The organism is Planktotalea sp. (assembly GCF_018607965.1).
GTDB lineage: Bacteria > Pseudomonadota > Alphaproteobacteria > Rhodobacterales > Rhodobacteraceae > Planktotalea.
Genome location: NZ_JABBAM010000156.1, coordinates 1 through 16,441, shown reverse-complemented (window position 1 = coordinate 16,441; position 16,441 = coordinate 1). Strand labels below are relative to the sequence as shown.

Sequence of the window (16,441 nt, the reverse complement as noted above, 5' to 3'; positions counted from 1 at the left end):
GAACCTGTGGTGCTGGTTGACGAACTTGTGGTTCCGATTGACGAACCAGAAGATTCTGATGGCTTGTTTGGCTATCTAACTTTTTTGCTTGGTCTTCTCCCCATGTTAGCCCTGCTTGGCTTGGTCGGCTAAACCCCTCATCAATGCTCTAACAGTAAAGAAGCTGTATGACGCATTGGCGACTAAAACTAAGGAATTACCAGGGTAAAAGATCAATCGGTGGTGGCCAATTGGTAGCCAAATCGAACTCAGAGACATCACTCATAAGGTAGCTTAGGCCGCTTTGGTTGGGGACACTGTACCCGTAGCGTCGAGAATGCAGGAAAAGTAGCCAAGTGCCCTGACACACAAAACTAAGATTTCTCCCCAAATGAAAAAAGGCCCGCAACACTGTGCGGGCCTTTTCAGTTCGAAGTGCTCAGAACGATTAGTTCTGTGCGTAATATTCGATGACGAGGTTTGGTTCCATCAACACCGCGTATGGCACATCGCCAAGACCTGGTGTGCGAACAAACTTCGCTGTCAGCTTGGAGTGGTCGACTTCCATGTAGTCTGGAACGTCGCGCTCAGCCAATTGAGTTGCCTCAAGGATCGCTGTCATCTGCTTGGAACGCTCACGCACTTCTACAACATCGCCTTCTTTGACGCGGTAGGACGCAATGTTCACTTTCTTGCCGTTTACAGTGACGTGACCGTGGTTCACGAACTGACGCGCAGCGAAGATAGTCGCAACGAACTTGGCACGGTACACAACCGCATCAAGACGACGCTCAAGCAGACCAATCAGGTTCTCGCCTGTATCGCCTTTGACGCGATCAGCTTCCTTAAAGATCTTCTTGAATTGCTTTTCAGTCAGGTCGCCGTAGTAGCCCTTAAGCTTCTGCTTGGCGCGCAACTGTAGACCGAAGTCGGAAACTTTTGCCTTACGGCGCTGACCGTGCTGGCCGGGGCCATATTCACGACGATTTACTGGGGACTTAGGACGACCCCAGATGTTTTCGCCCATACGGCGGTCAATTTTGTATTTGGCAGATGTGCGTTTGGTCACGATCTGGATCCTTTCAAGTTATGTTTGAAAGGTGCTGTCCTTTGAACCACCCTGCACGTGAAGTAAAAGCAAGACAGTCCCGACAGGCATCCTCTTGCGAGGGCCACCAACACCAATGAATGGGCGGATACAGAGGGACATTGGGTGAGTCAACCGCTCAAACCGTCGTTCTTCTTTTTTACGCTGACCAATGTGAAACACATTGTAAAAACAACGCAATCAATCGCTTAGAAATGTAGGCGAATCATGCATGGCTATGGCGCTTGATCATTTTAACACGACAAAGGCGGCGCACCAATTGGCACAGCAAACCATCCCCGTTGCAGGCCTTACCTTACTCACCAGTCTTGCTGATGTGTAAGCGAAAGCAGTGACATAAACATATCTCGCGTCACCGACCTTGGCATTACAAGCGAAGATCTGTTTGGAACGGCAACGAACATCGCGCAAAACCTAGGCTCAACAGGCAGCACCCCGCAACCTCAGTCAGACGTTCCATATGAGCCGCTTGTCTCGTCTAAGTCAGGCAGTCGCTCGATAACAGGTGTCACGATCACCGCCCACACAAATGCGCCCTTCATAAGAACGGGCGCCGTCAGCGGGTCGATCGGGCAAAACAGCACTGATTTCGTCTTTTCTGATACTGTATTTTCACTTCGTGATGACAACGGGCAAAACGCAAGCAATCAGTTCTCTGATGGCACGCTGACAATGCTAACAGATCAAGCCAATTATCAATTCATGGCGCGCTATACGATTGATCAAACAACAAACGCAACGCTTGGTGTCTTTGGCATCCCCACGCTTACAGCAGATATGCCCACAACTGGCACTGCATCGTTCGAAGGGTTTGGTGAAGTTAGTGAGGTCTATGTTGATGCGCTGCCAGGCGTACGGTCGACAGTCATTGATCATGTTGCATCAAGCACAGTGGATGTAAATTTTTTGACCAATACAGTGAATGCCGCATTACAAGTCTCGGGCGCACTTACCCCGATAGGCAGCCAAGTTGATCGCCTATCCGCACGTGGAATGACCCTGACGGGATCGTCCTTTTCTGGCGGTATTATCAATATGTTCAATAATGGTGAGCGCGTTTATCCAAATGGAACCGCTGCAAACAATTCAGCTGCGGAGCAATTCTACGGAGCGAAACGCAAGGCTGATGGCACATTGACCCCCGCAGAAGTCGGCGGCGTTATCCATTCAAGCAGCGCGGATGGGTTTGTTTTTGGCACTTTCATGGCGAAATAGTCGCGCACACCATGACTTAGCGCACCAGCTTTTTCACAGTTTCGTGGCACGGACAGGTTACGAGGTGATCATTGATCAAGCCTGTCGCCTGCATGAAGGCATAGACAATGGTTGGCCCACAGAACTTGAACCCCCGTTTTTTTAGGTCTTTCGAGATTTCAGTGGACAGTGCCGTGAAGGCTGGTACCTGATCAAGGCTGGTCCATGTATTCTGGATCGGCGCACCACCTACGTAGTCCCAAAGGTAGCGATCAAAGCCCTGCTCTTGTTCGATGCTTTGCCAGACACGAGCATTGGTGATGGTCGCTGCGATCTTGCCACGATGGCGAATGATTCCAGAGTTCTGCAAAAGGCGCGCAACGTCGTCGTCGCCCCAACCCGCAATCACGTTAGGGTTAAAGCCTTCAAACGCCTCGCGAAAGTTCTCTCGCTTTTTGAGGATCGTGATCCAGCTAAGGCCCGCTTGAAATCCATCAAGGATCAACTTTTCCCAAAGCGTGCGACTGTCGTACTCAGGCACGCCCCAATCAGTGTTGTGATAATTGACATAGATCTCTTCAGATCCAGCCCAGCCGCAAATTTCGTTCATATCTTCGCCGTTCATTAAAATGCATGCTTTGTTCTAATTTAATTAGAACAAAATGGGAATATTAAACTGTTGTTAGAACTTTTGAGGTTATCAAAGGGCTAGGCAATAGGAGACCAGCAATGGCTCAGCGACGGACACGCAATCGGTTAGATCCAAACAGTAACGCTGACCCGCTTTCAATTGCGGTCAATCAACGCGATCGCTCGACAATCGACATGGTGCGGGCAGCACTTGAGCACAAGCAAGTGATGTTGGCGTATCAACCTATCATGCTCGCAAGCGGTGGTATCGCCTTCTACGAAGGTCTCATTCGGGTGCTTGATGAAACGAGTCGAATTATTCCAGCACGCGAATTCATAACTGTTATCGAAGAAATGGAACTGGGGCGCATTATAGATTGCCTCGCCTTGGAAAAAGGATTGCGCGCTCTGCGCAAGAACCCGCAATTGCGCCTTTCGATCAATATGTCAGCACGGTCTATTGGATATAAAAGCTGGCAACGAATTTTGGATCGAAACCTGCGGACAGACCCAACCCTGGGTGAGCGTTTGATCTTAGAAATCACCGAAACTTCTGCTACGTTGGTCCCAGAACTGGTCATTTCATTTATGAGTGACCTGCAGTCACGAGGCGTTTGTTTTGCGCTGGATGACTTCGGTGCCGGGTACACGTCCTTCAGATATCTGCGCGACTTCTATTTTGACGTGGTGAAGATCGATGGGCAATTCATCAAAGGGATCGCCACGAATGCAGACAACCAAGTGTTGCTGCAGGCGCTTATCTCAATCTCTCAGCAGTTTGACATGTTCACCGTCGCTGCATTTGTTGAAAATCAACAGGATGCACAATTCCTTATCCAAAGTGGCGTCGATTGTCTGCAAGGATACTACTACGGCGCACCGACGATTCGCCCACCTTGGGTCGAAGACACCGATCAGATGAAAACCCGCGCCTAAATATCTATGCGCGCTGAACAACCCTGACCCACCACATTTGGCTGAGACACCCTGTCTGTTTACAGCAATCCAAGCTCCGCGTTATTAACGCAACGTGAAGCAAGCATCTGAAGAATGAACGCTCTCGGCTTTAGGGTTCGTTCGCTTCGTGGTAGGCTTTTTAGATGACGCTTTGGGTAGAGGAACCAAATGACAAATATCGTAATCGCATCCGCCGCTCGTACTGCCGTAGGCAGCTTCACGGGTTCTTTCGCAAACACACCTGCGCATGATCTGGGTTCTACAGTTCTGAAAGCACTGGTTGAGCGCGCAGGCGTGGACCCTTCGGACGTGTCCGAGACGATCCTCGGTCAAGTTCTGACCGCAGGTCAGGGCCAAAACCCTGCACGCCAAGCACACATAAACGCTGGCCTTCCTGTCGAATCTTCTGCTTGGTCAATCAATCAGGTGTGCGGTTCTGGTCTTCGTGCTGTCGCGCTTGCCGCTCAGCACATCCAGCTTGGTGACGCAAATATCGTAGCCGCTGGTGGTCAAGAAAACATGTCCCTTAGCCCCCATGTCGCACATCTGCGCGCGGGCCATAAAATGGGTGATATGAAATACATCGATTCGATGATCCGCGATGGTCTTTGGGATGCTTTCAATGGCTACCACATGGGTCAAACGGCTGAGAACGTTGCTGATCAGTGGCAAATCAGCCGCGATATGCAGGATGAGTTTGCCGTCGCTTCACAGAACAAGGCCGAAGCCGCACAGCTTGCGGGACGTTTTGTTGATGAAATCGTGCCATTTGTTGTGAAAACCCGCAAGGGTGACATCATTGTAGACGCTGATGAATACATCCGTCACGGCGCGACAATGGCCGCGATGCAGAAACTGCGCCCTGCTTTTACGAAAGAGGGTTCGGTCACTGCTGCAAACGCGTCGGGCTTGAACGACGGTGCTGCTGGCGCTTTGCTCATGACTGCAGACGAAGCCGAAAAACGCGGCATCGAACCACTCGCACGTATCGCGTCCTATGCGACAGCTGGCCTTGATCCGTCCATAATGGGTGTTGGACCAATCCACGCATCCCGTAAAGCGTTGGAAAAGGCCGGTTGGAAAGCAGAAGACCTTGATTTGGTTGAGGCTAATGAGGCCTTCGCAGCACAGGCATGTGCTGTGAACAAAGACATGGGCTGGAACCCAGAAGTCGTTAACGTAAACGGCGGGGCGATTGCGATTGGTCACCCGATTGGTGCATCTGGCGCGCGTATCCTCAACACGTTGCTCTTTGAGATGAAGCGCCGTGGCGCCAAAAAGGGTCTTGCAACGCTTTGCATCGGTGGCGGTATGGGCGTGGCAATGTGCCTTGAGCGCCCATAAAGCAGTGATAAACTTCAAAGGGCGCGTCTCTGCGCCCTTTTTCTTATAAACTGTTAATTTCATCACGAAATATAATTGTTAAAATGAGATCAATTCAGTAACAATATTACTGACATAAATTCCATTGGAGAACACACATGGCAAGAGTAGCACTCGTCACAGGCGGATCACGCGGAATTGGCGCAGCCATTTCAAAAAAGCTAAAATCTGAAGGTTATAATGTCGCCGCGACATACGCAGGCAACGATGAAGCAGCCCAAGCGTTTACTGCTGAAACAGGCATCAAAACCTACAAATGGAACGTAGCGAGCTACGAAGAAAGCGCCGCTGGCATCGCACAGGTTACAGCAGATTTAGGTCAAATCGAAATCGTAGTTGCGAATGCGGGGATCACAAAAGACGCGCCTTTCCACAAAATGACACCTGAAATGTGGAACCAAGTTATCGACACGAACCTAACGGGCGTGTTCAACACCGTTCACCCAATTTGGCCTTCAATGCGCGAAAACAAGTTTGGCCGCGTCATCGTAATCTCTTCGATCAATGGTCAAAAGGGGCAGTTTGCTCAAGTGAACTACGCTGCAACCAAAGCCGGTGATCTGGGCATTGTGAAGTCCCTGGCACAAGAAGGCGCGCGCGCTGGTATAACAGCTAACGCAATCTGCCCCGGCTATATTGCGACAGAAATGGTCATGGCCGTTCCTGAAAAAGTTCGCGACAGCATCATCAGCCAGATTCCAACGGGTCGCCTTGGTGAACCAGAAGAAATCGCACGCTGCGTTGCATTCCTTGCATCCGATGACTCGGGCTTCATCAACGGCTCAACAATCTCGGCGAACGGCGGACAATTCTTCGTCTAAAACGCGTCTTACAAAACGTAGAAAAGCCCCGATCAACAGATAGGGGCTTTTTCGTTTTGGCTGTTAAAACAGCTAAACTTGTTCGTCTTCCAAGTGCAGCTTCATATCGATCAAAACCTGCTGGATCGCCAGAGTTTCTTTCAGAAGACGCTTGGCTTCATTTATTGTGATGATTCCATCATCGATGGACGTGTTATATTCCGCCATCATCATCGCAAATCTTTGGCTAAGCGCAATCACGTCTTGGTTGATGCCACCTGAGCCGGTCATGTTTCTGCGGCGTTCATCAAAGGTTAATGTGATGCCTTTTAATTCAGCAAGCGCCGCTGTCACATGTGGGTAGGAAGAAGCCTCTTCCAACGCAGCGACTGCATCCACAGGCATAAAGCGGTCTGCGTGCTCGTCATTGTCGGAATAATAGCGACCTAGCGTCGCCTTGGATTTGCCTGTTAGCTCGCAAGCAGGTTCAATTCCAACGTCTTTCACCAATGCTTCGGTGTGCTTCTTCAGATAGCTGCCAACTCCGGCCATGATCATTCCCCAAAAGTACCCCTCACAAGGAAAGGGGGAAGTTCCTATTTCTATTCCCCTGCATCCTCTAGCTGGAATGGGGCATTTGTAAACCGTTCCAAACGTTTTGGAACAAGTAAGTAACGAGTTGCCCACGTTTTCGGGTGTTGAATCTGCCACGCAGCTTTGCGAAATAGAGCTTTGAACAAAGATGCGTCAATGATGTTACGAGTTATTGGACGTGCGAAGGCTATGGTTTCCTGCTTTCGGCGTCCTTTTCGTTATTCAAGATAAAAATGCTTATCCAAAGCCTTGTCAGACGGTCAAATCCTCGGCAAAACGCGTCTATGGCCAAGCTATACTTTCACTACTCCACAATGAACGCGGGCAAATCGACCGTCCTTTTGCAAGCCGCGCACAACTATATTGAGTGTGGGATGCAAATATATTTGCTCACTGCGCGCTTTGACAACCGAGCAGGTGACGGAAGAATCGCGAGTCGAATCGGCATTGGCAAGGACGCGGATACTTTTGATGCAGACGATGATCTTTTTCAAAAGATCGAAACACGTTGTGAACAAGGTCCGTGCGCCTGTATTTTTATCGACGAAGCACAGTTCCTATCCGAGGATCACGTCTGGCAATTGGCGCGCGCTGTTGATGATCTGAAAGTCCCAATAATGTGCTATGGGCTGCGTGTAGATTTCAGGGGCAAGTTATTCCCCGGTTCGGCTGCTTTGCTCGCGCTCAGTGATGAAATGCGAGAGGTTCGCACGATTTGTCATTGCGGCAAGAAAGCAACGATGGTCATTCGCCAAGACGAAACTGGCCGCGCGCTGACCGAAGGCGAGCAAGTTCAGATCGGCGGCAATGAGGTTTATGTCTCCCTTTGCCGACGTCATTGGCGCGAGGCGACGGGCCACTAGACCCCGTTTGGCAGCGCACTCCCGCGTAAAAAGGCAACTGCGTTATCCACCGCCATAAGGCCCATGCTTTCGCGAACCTCTAACGTCGCGGTGCCAAGGTGCGGAAGCAATGTAACATTTTCCAACTGTTTGAGAGCGTTTGGAACGCTTGGCTCAAATTCGTAAACGTCCAAGCCAGCCCCAGCGATTTGCCCGTCGTTCAAAGCAGCAATCAATGCAGCCTCTTCCACGATCTCACCCCGCGCGATATTGATCAGACGTGCATGACTTTGCATCGCCGCTAAGATCCGCGCATTGACCAGATGGCGTGTTTCACCGCCCGGAACAGCAACCACCAGAATGTCGACTGTTTGCGCAAGTTCGATCAAGGACGCGACTTGTTTGGCGGGGAAATCCATCTGCTTGGCAGAGCGATTATAGTAACTAACCTGCATTCCAAATCCGAAATGGCAGCGCCGTGCGATCGCTTCGCCAATGCGCCCCATCCCTAGAATACCCACGTGCTTGCCGGTCATGTGCAGGCCCAACATTTGTGTCGGATGCCAACCAGACCACGCACCAGAGCGCACCATGCGTTCGCCTTCGCCCGCGCGACGTGTGCTCATCAACATCAAGGTCATCGCGATATCAGCCGTCGCATCGGTCACGGCACCCGGCGTGTTACTGACCATGACACCAGCGGCTTTGGCTGCATCAACATCAATATGATTGAAACCAACACCAAAGTTCGCGAGCATCTTCGCACGCGGCTTAGCAACATCGCCAAAAACATCCGCAGAATACGCATCACCCAAGGTCGGGATAACGACATCATACTCACGCAGGGACGCACGTAGTTCATCGCCGCTTAAAGGTGCCGTGTTTTCGCGCACATCGACATCAAATTCTTTGCGGGCCGCTGCGACAATTACATCTGGCAATGGGCGGGTTATTAGTAGCTTCATCAGAACAGTCTCACACCTTTTGGAACGTCTTGATCGGGTGCAATCAGCACGATCCCTTCATCTTCGTCCGGAACCCCAAGCACCAGTACTTCGCTTATGAACTTACCAATTTGGCGCGGTGGAAAGTTAACCACCGCCATGACCTGTCGTCCAATCAATGCCTCAGGCGTATAATGCGCCGTGATTTGGGCAGAACTTTTCTTCACACCAATCTCGTCCCCGAAATCAATCTGCATCTTGATCGCGGGTTTGCGCGCTTCGGGATAGGGTTCGGCGTGGATCACGCACCCCACGCGAATGTCGACTTTCATAAATTCATCGAATGAAACCTCAGCCATTGCCAAGCTCCTTTGAACGATCCGTCGCAGCCCTTACTGTTGCGGCCATCAACGGCGCAAGGCCATCCGCGTCCATCAACACCTCAAGCCCCGCTTGCGTGGTGCCATTGGGCGAGGTCACGTTTATGCGCAACTGCTCCGGCGTTTCTTGCGCATTTTCGGCCAACACGCCCGCACCCGCTACCGTTGCTTTGGCCAACTGCATGGCCAATTCTGCTGGCAAACCCTGATGAACACCTGCCGCCGCCAAGGCATCAATCATGTAAAAGACATAGGCGGGTCCAGAGCCGGAGACGCCCGTGACCGCATCCATTTGATCCTCGGCGTCCAGACGCACGACTTGTCCTACTGCGCTCAATAGTGTCTCGGCCAAGTTCAGATCAGACGCAGTCGCTTTGGCATTGCCAATAATCGCAGTGATCCCTTTGCCGACAGCTGCCGGCGTATTGGGCATAGCGCGAATGACGCAAGCCCCCTCACCCAATGATGCCTCATACGCATTGATCGACACGCCAGCCGCGACGGATAAAAAGACCGTCCCGTCCTTTGGCAGAGCCGCCAAGGCTGGCAATGCTTCGCCCATCATCTGGGGCTTGACCGCGATCAGCACCACCGCTGGGTTTTCGGGGAAACCTTCATTGATGTGAACGCCTGTGGCCTGCAACCAATCTGAAAGAAACGGATCTTGCACCCAAACCGACCCCGCAGGCAATCCGCCATCCAGCCAACCTGCAAGCATGGCTGACCCCATCTTGCCGCATCCCAACAACACAAGTCCGCGCGCGGCGGCGACATCTAAATTCATGTTAACTCCCAAACTCTACCCGTTCAGGAAAAGGTTACGCGCGCCCGTAGGTCTCTGCAATGGCGACCTGCAGTGCGTCATCAATACTGCGATCCCCCCAGACCACCAATTGCAACGCGGGATAATAGCGCTCTGCACTGGTGACAGCCGCGTTGATCATCGTGTCGATTTGATCTGAGCCCACGTCTTGACCACCCGCAAGAACAAGACCGTAGCGATAGACCATCAACTGCTGGTCTTCCCAATACGTGAACGAACCAGCCCAGCAACGATCATTGATCGCATTCAACGCCTCATACAGACGCGGCAGTGTTGCTTTGGGTGGCTCCATCTCGAACGTGCAGATCATGCGCAGAGTTTCATCGAAACCTGACCACGCCAGTGTGATCGAGTAATTGCGCCACTGACCTTCAACCATCATCGCGATTTGATCGTCGTGAATGCGGTCAAATTCCCACGCGTGGTGCTCCGCAATATGTTCCACCAAATCAATCGGATGAATATCGTCTTCGATAAACTGCTCTAGATTTGCCATGCGGTGCCCCTAACTTCTGCTCGCCTTGGACGTTTTCGCCCCTAGGTCTGGGTTTTGTTCGCGGATATCGTGTGCCGTTAGAAAACCTCTACCACATATCGTGGGGCCGCGTCATGTTCGTTGACACGATTAGTTGGGGATAACCTCAATAAGTTGTGGACAAAAAAAGACCTGCCACAAGATAGGGGCAGGCCGCTTTAACCTAACGCTTTGAAAACGCTTATTTAGAGGACGCCTCAAGCGCATCTATGCGTGTTTTCAGCGCTTCATTTTCTTCGCGGGCTTTTTGCGCCATCGCACGTACCGCATCAAATTCTTCGCGCGTGACGAAATCACGATCGGCCAGCCAGCGGTCCATCAAAGACTTCATTGCGGTTTCCGCTTCGGTCTTAGCACCCTGTGCAACACCCATGGCGTTGGTCATCAGCTGAGAAATATCGTCCAGAACTTTGTTTCGCGTTTGCATATTTGCCTCCGAGCTTCCATTTGAAATATATATGGGCTTGAACAGAGCAGGTCACAAGGCGTCAACTCGGCGCATCTGAACACAAGGCACTTCACATGCACGCAGTTTTCCAGTTCCCCCCCATCTCGCCAGAGATTTTTTCAATCTCGGTTTTCGGCTTTGATTTCGCGCTGCGCTGGTATGCGCTGGCCTATATCGTCGGCACTCTGATCGGCTGGCGCGTGGCCTTGATGGCTGTGAAAGCCGCGCGATTATGGCCAAACAATGAATCCCCAATGACACCTGCGCAGGTAGAGGATTTGCTGACATCTGTTATTCTTGGCGTGATCCTTGGCGGGCGGCTTGGGTATGTTGTGTTCTATCAACCCAGCTATTATCTCGCCAATCCACTTGAGGCCCTGATGATCTGGCAAGGTGGCATGTCGTTTCATGGCGGCTTTCTGGGTGTTGTTATTGCATGCCTTTATTTCTGTTCGCGCTCTGGCATCTCCAAATTGCAAACGGCAGATATGATGGCATTGGCCGTCGCACCCGCCATTTTCCTTGGCCGCCTTTCAAACTTCGTCAACGCAGAGCTTTGGGGCAGGCCAACAGATCTCCCATGGGGCGTGATTTTCCCAGGACGTGCTGCACAAGAGTGCGGCGAACTGATCACAATCTGCGTGCGCCATCCCTCACAATTGTACGAAGCCCTTCTAGAGGGTCTGATCCTTGGCACACTTCTATTGTGGCTGGCGTGGCGTCGCGGTGCGCTGAAGATGCCGGGCTTTTTGATGGGCATGTTCTTTGCGGGCTATGGCATCGCACGCTTCATTGTTGAATTCGTGCGCCAACCAGACGCGCAATTTATCTCGGACAACAACCCTCTTGGCCTTGCGCTGCAAACGGGTGGATACGGTTTCACGATGGGACAGCTTTTGTCGATCCCAATGATCCTGATCGGAGTGTGGTTCATCCTAAGATCGCGCAAGGCATGACGCCGCTTGAAACTATTCTAAAAACGCGGATCACAGCGCAAGGGCCGCTAAGCGTTTCTGAATATATGACGATCTGCCTGTTCCACCCCGAACACGGATATTACAGCACGCGCGACCCCTTTGGCACGGAGGGTGATTTTGTCACCGCGCCCGAGATCAGCCAGATGTTTGGCGAATTGATCGGGCTGACCTTGGCGCAAACTTGGATGGATCAAGGTCAACCTGCGCAGATCGCTTTGGTCGAGCTTGGTCCGGGGCGCGGCACGTTGATGGCTGACATCCTTCGCACCCTGCGCGCTGTTCCAGATTTCGCGAAGGCGTGTGACGTTCATTTTGTCGAGGCATCGACACGTTTGAAGGCCGTTCAGAAAGAGACGCTACAAGGGTATGAGCCAATTTGGCACGATACCGTTGATGAGCTGCCCGAGAGCCTGCCGATATATGCGATCGCAAACGAGTTCTTCGACGCGCTTCCGATCCGCCAGATGGTACGCGACGGGGAAGAATGGCGCGAACGTCAGGTTGGCTTAGCAGACGACGCGCTTGCGTTCGGCCTTAGTGGCCCTGCCCCGTTGACCGCCTTGGCGCATCGTTTTGAGGATACAAAAGACGACGATCTGGTTGAGACATGCGCCCCTGCCCCTGCAATCCTGCAAGCCATCGCAAGTAGGATCGAAGCGAACGGTGGCGCGGCGCTCATCTTTGATTACGGCGATTGGCGCTCGCTTGGGGACACGTTGCAAGCGGTCCACGCACATGAGAAAGTTGACGCACTTTTCAAGCCCGGCCAAAGCGATCTGACCGCGCATGTGGATTTTGAAGCTCTCGTCGCAGATCTGGCGTGCTCTCATTCACGTTTAACTCCACAAGGCATCTTCCTAGAACGCCTTGGCATCACAGACCGCGCGCAGACGCTTGCGAAAAATCTTAGCGGTGCGGCCTTGGATCAACACATCGCAGCACACCGACGCTTGACCCATCCCGAAGAAATGGGGACGCTCTTCAAAACACTCGCGCTCTTTCCAAAAGACGCAAATCCACCAGCAGGATACGAGACATGACCCTAGAGACCCTTACCGCAGACACGCTAAGCGATCTCCATCACGGATTTTTCACCCGCAAAGGTGGCGCATCACTGGGTATCTACGATGGCTTGAACTGCGGCGTCGGATCATCAGACATCCCTGAGACTGTTGTGATCAATCGTGCGCGTGTGGCGGAGTGGATGAACGTCGACCCTTTGGCGCTTGCAGGTGTTCATCAACATCACAGCGCAGATGTCGTTACAATTACGAAAGCCACGTCCAAGCGCCCCAAAGCGGACGCGATGGTCACCAATCAAAAGGGCATCGCGCTAGGTATACTGACCGCTGATTGCCAACCTGTTCTGTTTGCAGAAGTTGAAGCGGGCGTTGTCGGAGCCGCGCATGCGGGCTGGAAAGGCGCGCTAAATGGCGTCCTGTCCAACACGGTCAAAGCAATGGAAGCGCTTGGTGCCAAGCGTGAAAACATCAGCGCCGCAATAGGCCCCTGCATTTCGCAGCGTGCCTACGAGGTCGGTCCAGAATTCTTTGAGGACTTCATCGCCCAAGACCAAGACTTCGCGCGGTTCTTTGCGAATGGTCAAGAGGACCGTATGCAATTTGATTTGTCCGGTTTTGGCCTACACATGCTGCGCGACGCGGGCGTGGGCAAGGCAGAATGGATCGGGCACTGCACATATGCCGATGAAGCCCGTTTTTATTCTTATCGGCGCACAACCCATCGCAAGGAACCTGATTACGGGCGTTTGATCTCTGTCATCCGTTTGTGAACAATCACAGGATTTCCAGACTATTAACCAAAATCGACCTCAAGCCTGCCACTTTGCCGCCCCATTCCGGCATCATCACTGTCGCTGAGACGTAAACAAAAACAAACATCAGGCAGTATTCGATATGAAACCCAAGGCACGCTTCATTGCATCCGTTGTTGAAACAGCGAAATCAGACATCCCAGCGCTTCCATTTGCACGCGGCGCAAGACGCGCGGCTTTCATTACCAAACGCGCACAAGACGAAAAAACGCTTAAGTCAGCTTAACGACAGGCCAGGCTTTTGGTCAATTCAGATTTTCCATTTTTAAATGCAGCGCTGCGATTCGGCGCTGTCGGTAGGTAACTTGCCCTCTTTGGGGCACGAATGTGGCCGTTTTGCCTTATTGTTGCGAAACAGTGCCCCTGTAATGAGTGTGATTGGTGACGAGAAATGACAAAACCACATAAAATTTTGACAGAGCAACGACGGTCAGCGTATCCAAAATACAGATTGAAGACACATGTCCTTCTGTCGTTGTCGGTGGAGGCCGACGCGGATGCGACTTACCTGAAAATGGTAGTAGCATGAACAAGCAACTTTCACCCGCCTTGTGGGCTGAAAATACATACTCCCTCCCGGTCACTACTGATCGGTTTGCTCTGTCTAAAGAGCGGTCTCAGCGCAGCCAACCTCTCATGCGCAAATATGAGATCGCATCACTCCTTCCATGTGGCGATGCGCGCACCTCTCACCATTTAGCGCCCGCCAACGATCTGTTTGAGGCAACCAGCTCTGCGTTCGCACGCGGCGCTTTGATTGCTACCCCAAACGGTCCAATTGCGGTCGAAGACCTTCTTCCCGACGATATAGTTGATACGGTAGACGGCACCCCACAAACCTTGGTTTGGGTCAGTTCGACCAGCTATATTCCTACACAATCCCAACCCAATTCCACATTGACCGGCCTGATGCGCTTGGTCGCTGATGGCTATTCAAAAGCCGGAGCACATTGCGATTTGATGCTTGGCCCCAACGCACGCTTACTTCAAGAGCATCCAAATTTAGAAAAGGCGATCAGCGTTCGCAGCGTGCTTGCACCTGTGCGTGACCTTGAGGACGGCTATGGTGCGTTCTTTGTATCCCCCCCAAGTCGCGTGAAGCTGTTCCATCTACGGCTGGCAAAACATGCGGCGATCTACGCAAACGGTCGTGCGGTTGAAACCTATCATCCTGGTAAAGGCGTCGACGATCAGCTGGGCGACAACATGCGCACGCTGTTCCTATCGCTTTTCCCTGATATCGAAGTCTTTACAGATTTTGGGCCACTCGCATATCCGCGCATGTCCAAAGACACGCTAGAGAGCCTGACGCGAAACTAGGGTTAATCTGATCGGTTCAAACGTTCTTCAAGAACATCAAATGGAACACCTGGCTCGTCCTTTGCACCGCGGATGACGAGCGACGTTTTAACACTGCCCACATTGTCCGTTGTCAAAAGTTCAGATGTTAGAAAGCTTTGGAACGAACTTAGATCAGGCGCGACGCACTTCAGGACAAAGTCCACTTCGCCGTTCAGCATGTGGCACTCGCGAACGAGCGGCCAGTTGCGGCACTGTTCTTCAAATGCGCTCAGATCTGATTCAGCTTGGCTTTGCAGGCCGACCATCGCAAATACTTGCACTTCAAAACCAAGTTCACGCGCATCGACTTCTGCATGATAGCCCTTAATATAACCCGCGTCTTCCAGCGTGCGTACTCGCCGCAAGCACGGCGGCGCAGAAATTCCGACGCGCTTGGCCAGCTCAACGTTGGTCATACGACCATCGGCCTGTAGCTCTGCAAGAATTTTACGATCAATCGGATCAAGACGTGTACCGGCCATGTGCGTGTCTCCAAGTTAGCTTTGCTGATGTAATACAGAATACGCAGTCGACGCAATTATCTTTCGTGTTAGCGCAACATTATTATCTGAATACAAAAACAAACGCCCTGCACTGACAAACCCGCGAGATTTACGCTTGGTGCTTTTCGCCCCCCATAATCCCCGCTATACCAAGCCCGAAATTCAGCGAAGGGCACAAATCAAATGGCCGATACACGTCACGTCAAAGTTCTTATCATCGGGTCTGGTCCCGCCGGTTACACCGCAGGCGTTTACGCAAGCCGTGCGATGCTTGAACCCCTTTTGGTGCAAGGCCTTGAGCCGGGCGGCCAGCTGACCACAACCACCGAAGTCGAGAATTGGCCTGGTGATTCTGAGGTTCAAGGCCCTGATTTAATGATCCGCATGGAAGCCCACGCCAAAGCGATGGGCTGCGAAATCGTTGGCGACATTATTACAGATCTTGATCTGTCCGAACGTCCGTTTAAAGCCAAGGGCGACAGTGGCAGGCTTTATACATGCGACGCTGTTATTCTGGCGACAGGTGCGCGCGCCAAATGGCTGGGCCTTGAAACTGAAGATAAATTCAAAGGATTTGGCGTATCCGCCTGTGCCACATGCGACGGCTTCTTTTATCGTGGTCAAGAGATCGTGGTCGTTGGCGGCGGAAACACGGCCGTCGAAGAAGCGCTGTTCCTGACGAACTTCGCCTCTAAAGTGACGCTTGTGCATCGCCGTGACGAGCTGCGTAGCGAGAAAATCCTTGAGCACCGCCTGCTAAACAATCCCAAGATTGAAACCCTGTGGTTTCACGAAATTGACGAAGTCTACGGCACCGATGCGCCCTTGGGCGTTGAAGGTGTTAAAGTGAAACATACTAAAACTGGCGAAATCACTGATCTCCCTTGCAAAGGCGTCTTCATCGCAATCGGCCACGCGCCAGCAAGCGAACTTGTCAGCGACGTGCTAGAAACACACATGGGCGGCTACGTTGTCACGCAGCCTGACAGCACAGCAACATCAATCCCCGGCGTATTCGCTGCGGGCGATTTAACGGACCACAAGTACCGCCAAGCTGTTACATCCGCAGGCATGGGCTGCATGGCCGCACTAGAAGCTGAACGGTTCTTGGCTGAAAACAGTTAAAGAGGTTTCAATTTCGGCAACAGTCCAAGGAAAATCTTAGTATT

The 16,441-nt window shown here is 52.0% G+C and carries 20 protein-coding genes; 11 read left to right on the top strand and 9 right to left on the bottom strand.

The annotated features are described in order from the left end of the window. Window positions 1–427: 427 nt before the first annotated feature. Window positions 428–1,048, bottom strand: coding sequence for a 30S ribosomal protein S4 (rpsD, locus tag QZ279_RS13735; protein ID WP_293451822.1), 621 nt, complete (start codon window positions 1,046–1,048; stop codon window positions 428–430). Window positions 1,049–1,759: 711 nt separating this feature from the next. Here rpsD and QZ279_RS13730 point away from each other — a divergent pair. Next, window positions 1,760–2,302, top strand: a complete 543-nt coding sequence (locus QZ279_RS13730; RefSeq protein WP_293451820.1) for a hypothetical protein — start codon at window positions 1,760–1,762, stop codon at window positions 2,300–2,302. 16 nt (window positions 2,303–2,318) lie between these two features. On the opposite strand, the gene QZ279_RS13725 is transcribed toward QZ279_RS13730, so the two are convergent. After that, window positions 2,319–2,906, bottom strand: coding sequence for a DNA-3-methyladenine glycosylase I (locus QZ279_RS13725; protein ID WP_293451818.1), 588 nt, complete (start codon window positions 2,904–2,906; stop codon window positions 2,319–2,321). 104 nt (window positions 2,907–3,010) lie between these two features. Here QZ279_RS13725 and QZ279_RS13720 point away from each other — a divergent pair, with 104 nt between their 5' ends. The 3 genes from QZ279_RS13720 to phbB all read left to right on the top strand — a co-directional run bounded on the left by QZ279_RS13720 (window position 3,011) and on the right by phbB (window position 6,072). Continuing rightward, window positions 3,011–3,847, top strand: a complete 837-nt coding sequence (locus tag QZ279_RS13720; protein ID WP_293451816.1) for an EAL domain-containing protein — start codon at window positions 3,011–3,013, stop codon at window positions 3,845–3,847. Between the two features lie 189 nt (window positions 3,848–4,036). Next, window positions 4,037–5,212, top strand: a complete 1,176-nt coding sequence (locus tag QZ279_RS13715) for an acetyl-CoA C-acetyltransferase (RefSeq protein ID WP_293451814.1) — start codon at window positions 4,037–4,039, stop codon at window positions 5,210–5,212. Window positions 5,213–5,349: 137 nt separating this feature from the next. Next, window positions 5,350–6,072, top strand: coding sequence for an acetoacetyl-CoA reductase (phbB, locus tag QZ279_RS13710; RefSeq protein WP_293451812.1), 723 nt, complete (start codon window positions 5,350–5,352; stop codon window positions 6,070–6,072). Window positions 6,073–6,144: 72 nt separating this feature from the next. Here the strand turns inward: phbB and QZ279_RS13705 are convergent, their stop codons facing one another. Next, a complete protein-coding gene (locus QZ279_RS13705) occupies window positions 6,145–6,603 on the bottom strand; it encodes a hypothetical protein (RefSeq protein ID WP_293451810.1) in 459 nt (152 codons plus the stop codon). 326 nt (window positions 6,604–6,929) lie between these two features. Between QZ279_RS13705 and QZ279_RS13700 the strand changes: the two genes are divergently transcribed. Beyond that, a complete protein-coding gene (locus QZ279_RS13700; protein WP_293451808.1) occupies window positions 6,930–7,508 on the top strand; it encodes a thymidine kinase in 579 nt (192 codons plus the stop codon). On the opposite strand, the gene QZ279_RS13695 is transcribed toward QZ279_RS13700, so the two are convergent. The 5 genes from QZ279_RS13695 to QZ279_RS13675 form a co-directional block, all read right to left on the bottom strand. Beyond that, complete coding sequence (locus QZ279_RS13695) at window positions 7,505–8,452, bottom strand: D-glycerate dehydrogenase (protein ID WP_293451806.1); 948 nt, start codon at window positions 8,450–8,452, stop codon at window positions 7,505–7,507. The two genes, QZ279_RS13700 and QZ279_RS13695, sit on opposite strands and share 4 nt — an antisense overlap. After that, window positions 8,452–8,790 (bottom strand): tRNA-binding protein, encoded by a 339-nt coding sequence (locus QZ279_RS13690; protein ID WP_293451804.1) that lies wholly within the window; start codon window positions 8,788–8,790, stop codon window positions 8,452–8,454. The genes QZ279_RS13695 and QZ279_RS13690 overlap by 1 nt, the downstream gene beginning before the upstream one ends. After that, window positions 8,783–9,595, bottom strand: coding sequence for a pyrroline-5-carboxylate reductase (gene proC, locus QZ279_RS13685; protein ID WP_293451802.1), 813 nt, complete (start codon window positions 9,593–9,595; stop codon window positions 8,783–8,785). Before proC ends, QZ279_RS13690 begins: the two co-directional genes overlap by 8 nt. A 34-nt stretch (window positions 9,596–9,629) precedes the next feature. Further along, entirely contained in the window at window positions 9,630–10,130 is a 501-nt protein-coding gene (locus QZ279_RS13680) for a YbjN domain-containing protein (RefSeq protein ID WP_293451800.1), read from the bottom strand. Window positions 10,131–10,350: 220 nt separating this feature from the next. Next, window positions 10,351–10,596, bottom strand: coding sequence for an accessory factor UbiK family protein (locus tag QZ279_RS13675; protein ID WP_293451798.1), 246 nt, complete (start codon window positions 10,594–10,596; stop codon window positions 10,351–10,353). A gap of 95 nt (window positions 10,597–10,691) precedes the next feature. Here QZ279_RS13675 and lgt point away from each other — a divergent pair, with 95 nt between their 5' ends. From lgt to QZ279_RS13650, 5 genes are all read left to right on the top strand, one after another. Continuing rightward, complete coding sequence (gene lgt / locus QZ279_RS13670; protein ID WP_293451796.1) at window positions 10,692–11,573, top strand: prolipoprotein diacylglyceryl transferase; 882 nt, start codon at window positions 10,692–10,694, stop codon at window positions 11,571–11,573. Next, complete coding sequence (locus QZ279_RS13665) at window positions 11,570–12,634, top strand: SAM-dependent methyltransferase (RefSeq protein ID WP_293451794.1); 1,065 nt, start codon at window positions 11,570–11,572, stop codon at window positions 12,632–12,634. The genes lgt and QZ279_RS13665 overlap by 4 nt, the downstream gene beginning before the upstream one ends. After that, window positions 12,631–13,386 (top strand): peptidoglycan editing factor PgeF, encoded by a 756-nt coding sequence (pgeF, locus tag QZ279_RS13660; RefSeq protein ID WP_293451792.1) that lies wholly within the window; start codon window positions 12,631–12,633, stop codon window positions 13,384–13,386. The genes QZ279_RS13665 and pgeF overlap by 4 nt, the downstream gene beginning before the upstream one ends. A 124-nt stretch (window positions 13,387–13,510) precedes the next feature. After that, window positions 13,511–13,654 (top strand): hypothetical protein, encoded by a 144-nt coding sequence (locus QZ279_RS13655; protein WP_293451790.1) that lies wholly within the window; start codon window positions 13,511–13,513, stop codon window positions 13,652–13,654. Between the two features lie 410 nt (window positions 13,655–14,064). Next, a complete protein-coding gene (locus tag QZ279_RS13650) occupies window positions 14,065–14,748 on the top strand; it encodes a Hint domain-containing protein (protein ID WP_293451788.1) in 684 nt (227 codons plus the stop codon). 2 nt (window positions 14,749–14,750) lie between these two features. Here the strand turns inward: QZ279_RS13650 and QZ279_RS13645 are convergent, their stop codons facing one another. Beyond that, complete coding sequence (locus tag QZ279_RS13645; RefSeq protein ID WP_293451786.1) at window positions 14,751–15,251, bottom strand: Lrp/AsnC family transcriptional regulator; 501 nt, start codon at window positions 15,249–15,251, stop codon at window positions 14,751–14,753. Window positions 15,252–15,455: 204 nt separating this feature from the next. Between QZ279_RS13645 and trxB the strand changes: the two genes are divergently transcribed. Beyond that, window positions 15,456–16,397, top strand: coding sequence for a thioredoxin-disulfide reductase (gene trxB / locus QZ279_RS13640; protein ID WP_293451784.1), 942 nt, complete (start codon window positions 15,456–15,458; stop codon window positions 16,395–16,397). Window positions 16,398–16,441: the final 44 nt, after the last annotated feature.

What these genes read in the sequence shown, in the direction of transcription:
- phbB (WP_293451812.1), top strand. Translation starts at nt 5,350, where the DNA reads ATGGCAAGAGTAGCACTCGTCACAGGCGGATCACGCGGAATTGGCGCA.
- QZ279_RS13645 (WP_293451786.1), bottom strand. Translation starts at nt 15,251, where the DNA reads ATGGCCGGTACACGTCTTGATCCGATTGATCGTAAAATTCTTGCAGAG.
- QZ279_RS13730 (WP_293451820.1), top strand. Translation starts at nt 1,760, where the DNA reads ATGCTAACAGATCAAGCCAATTATCAATTCATGGCGCGCTATACGATT.
- pgeF (WP_293451792.1), top strand. Translation starts at nt 12,631, where the DNA reads ATGACCCTAGAGACCCTTACCGCAGACACGCTAAGCGATCTCCATCAC.
- QZ279_RS13725 (WP_293451818.1), bottom strand. Translation starts at nt 2,906, where the DNA reads ATGAACGGCGAAGATATGAACGAAATTTGCGGCTGGGCTGGATCTGAA.
- QZ279_RS13695 (WP_293451806.1), bottom strand. Translation starts at nt 8,452, where the DNA reads ATGAAGCTACTAATAACCCGCCCATTGCCAGATGTAATTGTCGCAGCG.
- QZ279_RS13655 (WP_293451790.1), top strand. Translation starts at nt 13,511, where the DNA reads ATGAAACCCAAGGCACGCTTCATTGCATCCGTTGTTGAAACAGCGAAA.
- QZ279_RS13715 (WP_293451814.1), top strand. Translation starts at nt 4,037, where the DNA reads ATGACAAATATCGTAATCGCATCCGCCGCTCGTACTGCCGTAGGCAGC.
- proC (WP_293451802.1), bottom strand. Translation starts at nt 9,595, where the DNA reads ATGAATTTAGATGTCGCCGCCGCGCGCGGACTTGTGTTGTTGGGATGC.
- lgt (WP_293451796.1), top strand. Translation starts at nt 10,692, where the DNA reads ATGCACGCAGTTTTCCAGTTCCCCCCCATCTCGCCAGAGATTTTTTCA.
- QZ279_RS13680 (WP_293451800.1), bottom strand. Translation starts at nt 10,130, where the DNA reads ATGGCAAATCTAGAGCAGTTTATCGAAGACGATATTCATCCGATTGAT.
- QZ279_RS13705 (WP_293451810.1), bottom strand. Translation starts at nt 6,603, where the DNA reads ATGGCCGGAGTTGGCAGCTATCTGAAGAAGCACACCGAAGCATTGGTG.
- QZ279_RS13665 (WP_293451794.1), top strand. Translation starts at nt 11,570, where the DNA reads ATGACGCCGCTTGAAACTATTCTAAAAACGCGGATCACAGCGCAAGGG.
- QZ279_RS13720 (WP_293451816.1), top strand. Translation starts at nt 3,011, where the DNA reads ATGGCTCAGCGACGGACACGCAATCGGTTAGATCCAAACAGTAACGCT.
- QZ279_RS13690 (WP_293451804.1), bottom strand. Translation starts at nt 8,790, where the DNA reads ATGGCTGAGGTTTCATTCGATGAATTTATGAAAGTCGACATTCGCGTG.
- trxB (WP_293451784.1), top strand. Translation starts at nt 15,456, where the DNA reads ATGGCCGATACACGTCACGTCAAAGTTCTTATCATCGGGTCTGGTCCC.
- QZ279_RS13650 (WP_293451788.1), top strand. Translation starts at nt 14,065, where the DNA reads ATGCGCAAATATGAGATCGCATCACTCCTTCCATGTGGCGATGCGCGC.
- QZ279_RS13675 (WP_293451798.1), bottom strand. Translation starts at nt 10,596, where the DNA reads ATGCAAACGCGAAACAAAGTTCTGGACGATATTTCTCAGCTGATGACC.
- QZ279_RS13700 (WP_293451808.1), top strand. Translation starts at nt 6,930, where the DNA reads ATGGCCAAGCTATACTTTCACTACTCCACAATGAACGCGGGCAAATCG.